The 9,956-nt window shown below is 58.5% G+C and carries 9 protein-coding genes and 1 pseudogene; 6 read left to right on the top strand and 4 right to left on the bottom strand.

Going from position 1 to position 9,956, the window contains the following annotated elements; genetic code table 11:
* Positions 1-123 precede the first annotated feature (123 nt).
* Positions 124-344 (bottom strand): annotated as a pseudogene (locus tag NUH19_RS13185) (IS3 family transposase); the annotation flags it as partial.
* A gap of 1,058 nt (positions 345-1,402) precedes the next feature.
* On the opposite strand from NUH19_RS13185, the gene NUH19_RS07850 reads away from it, so the two are divergent.
* The 3 genes from NUH19_RS07850 to NUH19_RS07840 all read left to right on the top strand — a co-directional run bounded on the left by NUH19_RS07850 (position 1,403) and on the right by NUH19_RS07840 (position 4,206).
* Positions 1,403-2,557: a cation:proton antiporter gene (locus tag NUH19_RS07850; RefSeq protein WP_125604775.1), complete on the top strand. Its 1,155-nt coding sequence runs from the start codon at positions 1,403-1,405 to the stop codon at positions 2,555-2,557.
* A 727-nt stretch (positions 2,558-3,284) separates the two neighbouring features.
* Positions 3,285-3,752, top strand: coding sequence for a VOC family protein (locus tag NUH19_RS07845; RefSeq protein ID WP_262316002.1), 468 nt, complete (start codon positions 3,285-3,287; stop codon positions 3,750-3,752).
* Complete coding sequence (locus NUH19_RS07840; protein WP_262316001.1) at positions 3,745-4,206, top strand: phage tail protein; 462 nt, start codon at positions 3,745-3,747, stop codon at positions 4,204-4,206. Before NUH19_RS07845 ends, NUH19_RS07840 begins: the two co-directional genes overlap by 8 nt.
* Before the next feature lie 584 nt (positions 4,207-4,790).
* Here NUH19_RS07840 and NUH19_RS07835 read toward each other — a convergent pair.
* Positions 4,791-5,243 (bottom strand): NUDIX hydrolase, encoded by a 453-nt coding sequence (locus NUH19_RS07835; protein ID WP_262316000.1) that lies wholly within the window; start codon positions 5,241-5,243, stop codon positions 4,791-4,793.
* A gap of 89 nt (positions 5,244-5,332) precedes the next feature.
* Between NUH19_RS07835 and NUH19_RS07830 the strand changes: the two genes are divergently transcribed.
* Positions 5,333-6,271 (top strand): 2-dehydropantoate 2-reductase, encoded by a 939-nt coding sequence (locus NUH19_RS07830; protein WP_262315999.1) that lies wholly within the window; start codon positions 5,333-5,335, stop codon positions 6,269-6,271.
* A gap of 44 nt (positions 6,272-6,315) precedes the next feature.
* Here the strand turns inward: NUH19_RS07830 and NUH19_RS07825 are convergent, their stop codons facing one another.
* Positions 6,316-7,503 carry an acyltransferase gene (locus NUH19_RS07825; protein WP_262315998.1) on the bottom strand — a complete coding sequence of 396 codons (1,188 nt, stop codon included), beginning with the start codon at positions 7,501-7,503 and terminating at the stop codon, positions 6,316-6,318.
* A 559-nt stretch (positions 7,504-8,062) separates the two neighbouring features.
* Here NUH19_RS07825 and NUH19_RS07820 point away from each other — a divergent pair.
* On the top strand, positions 8,063-8,770 hold the full coding sequence (locus NUH19_RS07820) for an AzlC family ABC transporter permease (RefSeq protein ID WP_262315997.1): 708 nt from the start codon (positions 8,063-8,065) through the stop codon (positions 8,768-8,770).
* Positions 8,760-9,086 (top strand): AzlD domain-containing protein, encoded by a 327-nt coding sequence (locus NUH19_RS07815; RefSeq protein ID WP_262315996.1) that lies wholly within the window; start codon positions 8,760-8,762, stop codon positions 9,084-9,086. The genes NUH19_RS07820 and NUH19_RS07815 overlap by 11 nt, the downstream gene beginning before the upstream one ends.
* Before the next feature lie 196 nt (positions 9,087-9,282).
* Here the strand turns inward: NUH19_RS07815 and NUH19_RS07810 are convergent, their stop codons facing one another.
* On the bottom strand, positions 9,283-9,930 hold the full coding sequence (locus tag NUH19_RS07810) for a potassium channel family protein (protein ID WP_262315995.1): 648 nt from the start codon (positions 9,928-9,930) through the stop codon (positions 9,283-9,285).
* Between the last annotated feature and the right edge of the window lie 26 nt (positions 9,931-9,956).

The following is a 9,956-nucleotide window of genomic DNA, read 5'->3' as shown; positions in this document are numbered from 1 at the left end:
TGAGTCCAGTTCAATATGAAATAACTCACTGGCATGGTCATGCGCTGAATTGTAACGCCTGACTATAAACTCGGAACACACAAATCAAATAGATTCACTGTCTCGAAACTTGACTTAAATCCAGGCCTCGTACTTGTCGCCTTGAGCGATGGCGTCACGTTGATAGAAGTAGCTACTCTTCGACAGTTGAAGTGCTTTGAGTAACGTATTGAGTGAGTGTTTGTCACGCAGGGCATCAATCACCTGAACCTTTTCTCGGTTGGTTAGATTGAGATGGTCGATGCCCAGATCTTTTTTAGAAGGGCGTTCACCTGGAGGAGGATATCATTTTCAAGCTCAAGGTCTTGGACGTGTTGAAGAAGTTCGTCGTGGGATAACGAGGTCAAGCGCGTGGATGAATCCTTTGGGGTCGGTTTCTTCTGTTTCTTTTGAATGTTTGCAATTCGCATAAGTGCAGTATTTTGGGGAGCTTTTCTCGGAAAGCTCGGGTGATTCACTCGGTCCGGCCCAACTGGGAGTTCAATCGCGAATCGAGGGTCTTTGCGCACCCAAATATCCAAGAGCGATCGAGATGGAAAACCTAGTTTTTTTACAGTACGGGCGCTACTGCGGCCGTGATTGAAGTAATATTAAACCGCTTCATGGCGTTGCTCGTCTGAAAACTTTCCGGTCTTTTTCCGCTCAAAGACATCTGGATCTTTCTCGTATTGCTTGACCCAAAGCTTTAGGGCTCCACGCGAAGGATAACCCAATTCTCGAAGCACTTTAGCCCAAGCCCGATCATATTGATGAAATAGTTTTACTGCTCTACATTTATCTGCGTTTGAATACATAATGACATCATACCCGAAGTCCAGGATTTTGTCCGCACGCCAGTTACAAGAAGCCCGAACTCAGTATAACGTTTTGCTAGTAAAAAAAAGAAGCCAACACGCTTCTCTTTTTTCGTGGGGTGGCACGTTTGTGGCACATTCCATCAGCACATTATATAATATTGATTTAGCAAAGTGTCCTAAAGGGCAGTTTACACCGCGATTCTGAATTTCATTCGTTTGAGACGTTTATTTCCCGGGCAATGTCACCGGCGGCACCGCCGAATCGATTGGGACTATTTCCCGTATAATAGTTCTAACGTTTAACATCTTAAACACTAAAACTTATTCTGTAGTCTTTGTCAAGTACAATTTAGAGGACATAAACATAGAGAATCAGCTTTTTTTCAAGAACCGTAACCCAGGCTCGATGTGTGCTTCGCTTGAAAATGACGGCACGGTTTGCTAAAATTTAAAAGATGTTATTAAAACTTAAATAGATCAATCGGTTGACGTAAGCTCAAGGTTTTCTCTTTCAGGGGTGTGAAAGAGGTACTTGGCTTACGTTTTTTGTATGAGGAGGTTTTGGTTTGGAATTTTTAGGCGCACTTGTCATCATTTTGATTGCTACCAGTTTAATCGGCCACTTGGCAGCGCGGATTGGTATTCCGGCAGTGATCGGTCAGTTGCTCGTTGGTATCGTGCTTGGCCCAGCATTGTTGAATTGGGTGCATCCCAATGAGTTTATCCATATTTTTTCAGAAATCGGGGTCATTATCTTGATGTTCATTGCCGGATTAGAGAGTGACCTTACGTTGTTGAAAAAATACTTACGTCCTAGTGTGATTGTTGCATTGTTGGGCGTCTTGGTCCCGATGGCGCTGATTTATCCAGTCGGGCTTTGGTTCGGACTGACCCAGTTTGAAAGCCTATTTTTAAGTGTCATCTTTGCCGCCACATCTGTTTCAATTTCGGTGGCCGTGATGAAGGAGTTGAACTTACTTGATAGCAAAAGTGGTTCGACGGTTCTTGGCGCGGCGGTGGTCGATGATGTGTTGGCGGTCGTTTTACTCAGCATTATGGTCAGTGTAATGGGTACGACGACGGGTTCGACCACGCAAATCCCACTGGCCCTGACTTTTTTGGAGCAGTTGATCTACTTTGTCGCGATTTATTTCGTCGTGCGCTTCATCGCCCCGATTCTCGCCAAGCTCGGGACCAAATTACTGATTCCAGTCGGACCGACGTTGATGGCTATGATCTTATGTTTTGGCATGGCGTATATCGCGGATCTGATCGGGCTGAGTGCAGTTATCGGGGCCTTCTTTGCCGGGATTGCGATTGCCCAGACGCATGTCGCTCATGAAGTCGATCAAAGTATTGAACCGATCGGCTACGCGATTTTCATTCCCGTGTTCTTCGTTTCGATTGGGCTGAACATGTCGTTAGCCGGAATCGAACACGACTTATTATTGATCGTCGTCTTGACCGTTGTCGCTACGCTGACTAAGCTTTTGGGTGCAGGTAGCGGCGCCAAATTTTCCGGGTTTGCTTTAGATGAATCATACTTAGTCGGTGCAGGTATGGTTTCACGCGGAGAAATGGCCTTGATTATTGCGCAGATCGGCTATCAAGCCAAGCTGATCAGCGGGGATTACTATTCAGCAATCATCACCGCAGTCATCTTAACAACGTTATTGGCACCGTTTCTGCTCAAACATGCTGCGCGTCGCATTAACGCCTAGATACAAAGATACGGTCAATCCTTAAATCACGGATTAGCGGTATTTGTTTGCCTACCCTTGCGGATCAGTCACGCGGTATTGTAGCCACAGCGTATCTTCGTCTAATACCGTGGCGGTTTGTAACCTGAAACCGATTTGACGCGTATGCTAATCGTGATTGCGCCAGAACTAAGCCATCGCAACGATCAGAGGCAACGTCGCATTGATCCGCTCCAATCCATTATGAGATCGCCAGCTGGGATTGGTGAGGAATTTACTGATTTCTATGTTCAATGACACGGCGGCCACCACAATACGTTGGCTCAGCACGGCTCATCCAGCAACTCGGCGATCATAAATTTCGCGCTTTCATTTGAGCGTATTCTTAGGAAAGACCTTAGTTTGGACCTATAATGCAAGGAAGAAGTGTTTGTAGCACTTAATCTCAACAAAAAGAGCCTACTGAAAATCAGTAGACTCTATACTTGAGATGGCACATTAGTGGCACATTCCAATAGCGTTTTAAATAATGTTGGGACAACAATACGCTCTAAAAAGCGTGTTATACTGCGATTATTAGATTTAAGCATTCGAGAATATTATTTCCCGGGAAATATCGAAAAAAGGCGCGGCCCCACCGCATTCAAAGCGGTGGGACCGCGCCTTTTTGACGGTTGACTCGGTTGTGATTGACAGCCACCGCGCAAGCGCCCATGATGGGGACACCCAAACAGATTGGAGTGGTCACATGCAAGCCAAGTTGATCCCGTACATCGCCTATCCCAGCGCCAAGGCCGCGCTGGCGTACTACCAACGCGTTTTTGGCGCCACCGACGTTTACCGCCTGAGCCCGACGGCCGAGCAGGCCAGCCAGTTCGGCATTCCGGCCGGCCAGGACCTGGACGCCTTGACCATGCACGGCGGCTTTCGGGTGCTGGGGACCCAGGTGGAATGCGCCGATGCCTTCAACGGCGCCGCGGCCCCGGCCCAGCAGCAGATTGTCCTGCAGCTGGACGTCAATTCGGAGGATCCGGCCAGCGCGAAGGCGGCCGACGACCTCTGGGCCCGGCTGCAGGGCCAGGTGACGGTCACGATGCCTTACGCGCCGCAGTTTTGGGGTGGCAAAATGGGCCAGTGTACCGACCAGTTCGGCGTGACCTGGATGCTACACGCGCAGCCGTGGTCCAACCGCCCGGCGGAGGAGCAAAATGAGTGATCAAGTGGATTTCAAAACCGTCTCAACCGTTGGCCTGGAAAGCTCGCCGGTGGCCCCGGCCCTGGCCGGCCTGCGAGCCAACGAGGCGCGGTACTTCTGGAACAAGTACAAGGCGGTGTTTACTACCGAGCCGGCCGCGGCGCATCCGGACTGGCTGGACTATGTGAATGCCATCCTCAGCGAACGTGATGTGGTGATCGAAGCCAAGCCGCTCGAGGTCGCCCGGCTTGAGGTCGCAGGCATTCGCTACACCTACGTGTTCTACGAGGACGGCCTGTGCCTCAACGTGCTGTGGACGCTTGAGGCCGGCGGCAAACGCGCCGTTGGCTTCAAGCTGAGCGACGGTATGCCGGTGCCGGCGGCCTTGGCTGACAAGTTCAAGTTCGCCCGCCAAAAGTCCAAGCTCGCCGGCACCATCCGCGGCAGCTACTTCGTGATCAAGGGAACGTACTGATGCGCTAGCCAAGGCAGGGCCGCTCACGCCGAGCGGCCCTTTTGGTCACCTGAGGCAAGCAAGCTTCAAAGTTGACGGATAAATTAGCAGGGCTTACACTGTCTGTGGATGATTATTCTAGGGCAGGGAGACGGCTTCCGGACAGAGCCGTCGCACGTCCACTGCCCCAGGGGGAATGGCCGGGAGATAAGCATTCCCAGTACCCCCGCCCATACCAAGCCGAACCTGGCTTTCAACACACGTGTTTTCGCGTAACGGCGCCCCTCGATGGGCCCGAATACCAGGGTGTACGCCACCACCCACGCGCAGTCTGACTGTCTCTCCTACTCGCTTGCGAGGTAGCTGCGGAGGGGCTCGGCGCGTGGCTTGTTCCAAGCGGCCTTGAACGCAGCACCACTGCGAGGTCAACACTGCACGATTGCAACGAATCAGCAAAAATACCGAGGCTGCCGGGGTTCTAGGACCCACGGTGGCTTCGGCGCGTCCGGCGCCAGCCAACCTGCTGGGGCTTTTTTCGTGCCGCAATGCAGCCGCCGCCCGGTTCACCCACTGTTGTGAGGACGCCGGGCGGCGGTTGACGAGGCTCAGCAGTGGGTGGCGGCATACGCCAGCATGTCGGCGTTTTGCTGGTTGAGCAGCGGCGGCAAGGCGTCGAAGGGCCAGAACTTGACCGCGACGGTTTCGTCGGTCGCCTGGGTCAGCGGGGCCCCACCGGTTTGCTCAACCAGATACAGCATCGCGATTGTGTGTGCGACATCACCATTGGGGTAGCGGGTCTCGCCCTTGTCGAACAGGTGCAGCTGCCGCACGACGCGAACTGCGATGCCCGAATCCTCGCGGTACTCCCGCACCATCGCCTCGGCGTAGCCCTCGCCGTACTCGAGGTAGCCGCCGGGCAGGCTCCAGTTGCCGGTGTCTTGGCGCAGGTTCAACAGCACCTCGTGGCGGTCGTTGAGCAAAATGCCCCCGCAGCAGTTCAGGATGATCGGCGTGTGGCCGACCAGGTTGCGAATTTTTTGGATGTAGCCGTAGGTCATGGCGCGTTCCTCCTTGTGTTGTCTCCCACTATCATAACGTTTTTGAAAACAAGCGTGTTAGAATGGAGGCAGAAAGAGGGGGTTATCTGATGAAAATCACAGTAGTGGGCGCCGGCGGCATGGGCAGCCGGTTCGCCCTGGCGCTTCACGGCGCCGGCTTCGCTGTCACGCTGGTCGACGGCTGGCAGGCCAACATCGACGCGATTCGCCGAGATGGCTTGCAGGCCGAGCTGAACGGCGAGCACGTGGTGGCCCAGCTGCCGATCTACTCGCCGAGTGAAATCGACCAAAGCGGCGTTTCCGCCGACCTAATCATCGCCTTCACCAAGTCCAACCAGCTGGCTTCGATGTTCGAGCAGATTCGCCCGATCATTCACAAAGACACGTACGTGCTGTGCCTGCTCAACGGCATCGGGCACGAGGACGTGCTCGAGCGTTTTGTGCCCAAGGACCACCTGATTCTGGGCATCACGATGTGGACCGCCGGCATGACCGGCCCGGGCCACGTCAAGCTCGAAGGCTCCGGCGAAGTCGAGCTGCAAAACTTCGCCCCAGCCGGCGAGCCGTTCGCACTCGACGTCGTCAACGCCTTCACCAAGGCCGGCCTGAACCCGAAGTACTCGCAAAACGTGAAGTACTCGATTTGGCGCAAGGCCTGCGTCAACGGCACCCTGAACAGCCTCTGCGCCTTGCTCGACTGCAACATCGGCGAGCTGGGTCGCACGGACCAGGCCGAGACCTTTTTGCGTGAGATCATCGCCGAGTTCGCGGCGGTAGCCAAGCACGAGGACCTTAACCTCGACCAAGAGGAAATCTACCACCACGTCGCCGCGACCTTCACGGCCAACATCGCCGGCCACTACCCGTCGATGCACCAGGACCTGGTCGTCAACCACCGCATCACCGAAATCGACTTCATCAACGGCGCCGTGGTGCGAAAAGGCGCCAAGTACGGCGTCGCCACGCCTTACAACGCGCTGCTGACTCAGCTGATCCACGCCAAGGAGCAGCTGATCGGGGCTAAGTAAATCACGACACGAAAAGGACCGCACGCGGTCCTTTTCGTGTCGTTTCATCTTTCGGATTGCGGCTTGACCGTGACGATTCGGTCGCTGGCCCCGACGACCTGCTCGGGGTAATCCGCTGCCTGCCAGGCGGGACGGCCGCCCAGCCACGCCAGCGGCCGCAAGCGCAGCAGGGCCCAGGCCAACGCGAAGCTCGCGGCGACCACCGCGGCGTAGCCCAGCGGCAGTGCCGCGACTAGGGCCCAGTCCGGCAGGGCGGCCGCGGTCAAGGCGCCGCGCAGCACCGCCAGCACCAGGGTTTGGTCGAGGTAGACGCCGAAGCTCGCCAGGCCGCCCAGGTGAATCAGGCGGCTCAGCCACCGCGGCCAGCTGCCCCGGCCAGCTGCTCCGCGTTCGGCCCAGCCCAACACCGCCAGGATCACGACGGTGTCGTAGACCAGCATGAAGGGCTGGTGGGGCGACACCGCGTGAGTGTGATCGAGGCCGAGCAAGCTTTTGTTCAAGAAGTAGTAAGGTACTGTCAAAATGCCCAGCCCCACCGCCCAGGCCGTCAGCGCGGCGAGGTGGCGCTGGCACCAGGCGGTGAAGGCGGCGCGGTGAAAGCTCGCGTAGGTCCCCAGCAGCAGGTAGAACTGGTAGGACAGGCAGTTGATGCCGTAAGCGCGGCACCACCACAGCCACTGGCTGCGGTCGACGCCGGGCATCACGTACTTGATCCAGAAGACGACGGCCAGCTGCAGCAAAAAGCTGACGCCGAGCAGCCAGCCGTGGTGGGAAACCCGCTCGAACAGGCGCAGCACCAGCGGCAGCGCGAGGTAGAACTGGAAGGTGATCACCAGGTAGTACATGTAAAACTGGTTGCCGTGCAGCAGCGCGGCGGCCGCGTTGCGGCTCAGGTAGGCCAACTCGCCGCCGCCAAGCGCCGCAAGCGCCAGGTAGAGCGTGTTCCAGGCCAGGTAGGGTAGGCCGGTGGCGGTGAAGCGCCGCGCAAAAAAGTGACCCCACCGCCGGGTGCCGCGGTAGCGGTAGGTCAGCACGTAGCCGGTGAGGAACATGAAGCCCATGCGGGTGAAGTGAATGGTGAGGTGGGTCCCAAGCAGCGCGGTGCGAGCGGCGCTTGCGCTTGAGAGCTGCTGAATGAAGGCGGTGGTGGTGTGGTTGAGCAGCACCCCGCAGATGAAAAAGACGCGCATCAGGTCCAGCGCATGCAGGTAAGGGCGGTTGGCAGGCGACATGGCGGCACTCCTTTTGGGCTTTTCCTCCACGTTACGGGTCGGCTGTGCCCAAAATGTGGCCAAAAACGGCGGAGTTTGTGAAAAGCGCCGAGTCGTTGCGCCGACAATGCGCCTTACTTCACGATTCCCGCTCGCCGCTGGGCCGCCGCTTCCGGCCGCCGGCTGCCGCCCAACCGCCGGTCAACTACCCCCAACCGCGGTCAAACGTTCCATCGCCGCGGCCAACCGCGCCACCGCCGCTTCCGGCCGCCGGGCTGTCGCCCAACCGCCGCCCAATCACTCCAAACCCCGGCCAACCGTTCCGTCGCCGCGGCCAACCGCGACGCCGCCGCTTCCGGCCGCCGCTTCCGGCCGCCGCTTCCGGCCGCCGCTTCCGGCCGCCGCTTCCGGCCGCTGGGCGGCCGCCCAACCGCCGCCCAATCACTCCAAACCCCGGCCAACCGTTCCGTCGCCGCGGCCAACCGCGACGCCGCCGCGATTGACGGTTGCTTTTGGCCGTCAGTTCGGTAAACTAGTTGCTAATCGGTTCGTGCGAATGAACACGGGAAGAAGGCAGCGGATGACTGGAGAATTGAGTTTCAAGGCGGGACTGCGGGACGTGCTACCCACCGTTTTTGGCTACATCGGCGTCGGGCTGGCCTTTGGCATCGTCGCGCGAACCAACCACCTGAGCGTGTGGCTGGTGCTCTTAATGTCACTGGTGGTTTACGGCGGCTCCGTGCAGTTCGTCTTGGCGACCATGCTGGCCAGCGCCAGCCCGATCGGGGCGATGCTGGTGTCGGCGGTGTTGATCCACGCCCGGATGAGCCTGATGAGCATGACCGTGGCGCCGTACCTGCGCCGCGAGCCGACCTGGCAGAACGTGCTGATTGGGACGCTTTTGACCGACGAGACCTTCGCGTTATCGATGAATAAGCTGAATAAAACGGGCCGGGTGCTGCGGCCGGCGTGGTTCCACGCGGCCAACCTGACCGCCTACCTGGTCTGGGCGGCGGCGACGGTGGTCGGCGCGATGCTCGGCGGCTTGGTGCCGGATTCCCAGGCGCTGGGGCTGGACTTCGCCGCCGTGGCGATGTTCATCGGGCTGCTGTACCTGCAGATGATCACCGACCGCAGCAAGCCGCTGGTTCGCCACCTCGCCGTCGCCGCCTTCGTCGCGGTCGCGATGGTGGTGGCCGAGCGCTTCGTGCCGGGGACCACGGCGATTCTGATCGCGACGGTCGCCGGGTGCCTGTTTGGAATGGTGGTGGAAAATCATGGCCACTAGTTACGTGGTATCGACCATTGTGGTTTGCGGCGTCGCGATGTGGCTTTTGAAGGTGGTGCCGTTCCTTTTGGTCAAGGCCGTTGCGCTGCCGCAGTGGCTGCTGCAGTTCCTGAGCTTCGTGCCGGTGGCGATTCTGACGGCGATTTTCGTGGAAAGCCTGCTGGTGTCCCGCCCCGGCCAGTGGCCCGGCGTCAACTGGGAGAACGCCGTCGCGTCCCTGCCGGCGGTGGTCACGGCCATCCTGACCAAGAGCCTGCTGGCGGTGGTGGTGGTCGGCGTCGTCGCGATGGCGCTGCTGCGGCTGTTTGGCTTCTAATCGCCACGATAGGCGTTAAAATCGCCCGGAATTGGCTTGTGAAAACCAATTCCGGGCGATTTTTGCGTCTTATTTGGGAACTTGTAAGCCGCCGGCCGGGCCAACGACCTGCGAGACCGGGCGAGGCGACCGCTGCGTCAGGAGTCGCCGGCCGTTCATGGCCTCACATGCGGCGCGGTGCCGGCCGCTCAGTGGCTCACTTGGGCGACTCCAGCGTCAGGAGGATGTCGTCCTCGCGCAGGATGGTGTCGCTGTTGACCGGCACCTGGGGGCGACCGTCGCGGATCAAGGCGATCACCTCGACCTTGGCGCTGCGGCGAATGTCGGCCTCGGCCAGGGTCTGACCGACCCAGGCGGCGTCCGGGTGGCGCTCGGCGATGCCGATGCCGGCGACTTGGTCCAGCACGTCGACGATGTTGGGGTTGACCAGGCTCTTGGCCACCTTGGCGCCCATTTCGACCTCGGGCAGCACGACGGAATCGGCGCCGATGCGGCGGAGGATTTTGGCCTGCCGGGCGTCCAGCGCCTTGACCACCACGCGGGGGCAGCCCATTTCCTTGGCGGTCATCGTGGCGAGGATGCTGGCCTCGAACTCCTCGCCCATGGCGAAGACGACGACGTCAAAATGCGCCACCGCCACGCGTTCGAGGAACTCGGGGTCGCTGGCATCGCCGGCGACGGCGGAGTCGACCAGGTTGGCGACGGCCTCGACCCGTGCGAGGTCGCGGTCGGCGGCCAGCACCTCGACGCCGGCGGCCGCGAGGTGCTCAACGATGCTGGTGCCGAAGCGGCCGAGGCCGAACACGGCAAAGGCGGTGGCTGTTTGCGGTTTCACGTGAAACATCATTTTCCTCCTTAAGTGGCCGGCGG

The organism is Lacticaseibacillus parakribbianus, from assembly GCF_025490915.1.
Classification (GTDB): domain Bacteria; phylum Bacillota; class Bacilli; order Lactobacillales; family Lactobacillaceae; genus Lacticaseibacillus; species Lacticaseibacillus parakribbianus.
This window is presented reverse-complemented; position numbering and strand designations above follow the sequence as displayed.

Coding starts and splice junctions, on each gene's coding strand:
- NUH19_RS07815 (WP_262315996.1), top strand. CDS start 8,760: ATGGCCACTAGTTACGTGGTATCGACCATTGTGGTTTGCGGCGTCGCG.
- NUH19_RS07820 (WP_262315997.1), top strand. CDS start 8,063: ATGACTGGAGAATTGAGTTTCAAGGCGGGACTGCGGGACGTGCTACCC.
- NUH19_RS07845 (WP_262316002.1), top strand. CDS start 3,285: ATGCAAGCCAAGTTGATCCCGTACATCGCCTATCCCAGCGCCAAGGCC.
- NUH19_RS07840 (WP_262316001.1), top strand. CDS start 3,745: ATGAGTGATCAAGTGGATTTCAAAACCGTCTCAACCGTTGGCCTGGAA.
- NUH19_RS07835 (WP_262316000.1), bottom strand. CDS start 5,243: ATGACCTACGGCTACATCCAAAAAATTCGCAACCTGGTCGGCCACACG.
- NUH19_RS07825 (WP_262315998.1), bottom strand. CDS start 7,503: ATGTCGCCTGCCAACCGCCCTTACCTGCATGCGCTGGACCTGATGCGC.
- NUH19_RS07830 (WP_262315999.1), top strand. CDS start 5,333: ATGAAAATCACAGTAGTGGGCGCCGGCGGCATGGGCAGCCGGTTCGCC.
- NUH19_RS07810 (WP_262315995.1), bottom strand. CDS start 9,930: ATGTTTCACGTGAAACCGCAAACAGCCACCGCCTTTGCCGTGTTCGGC.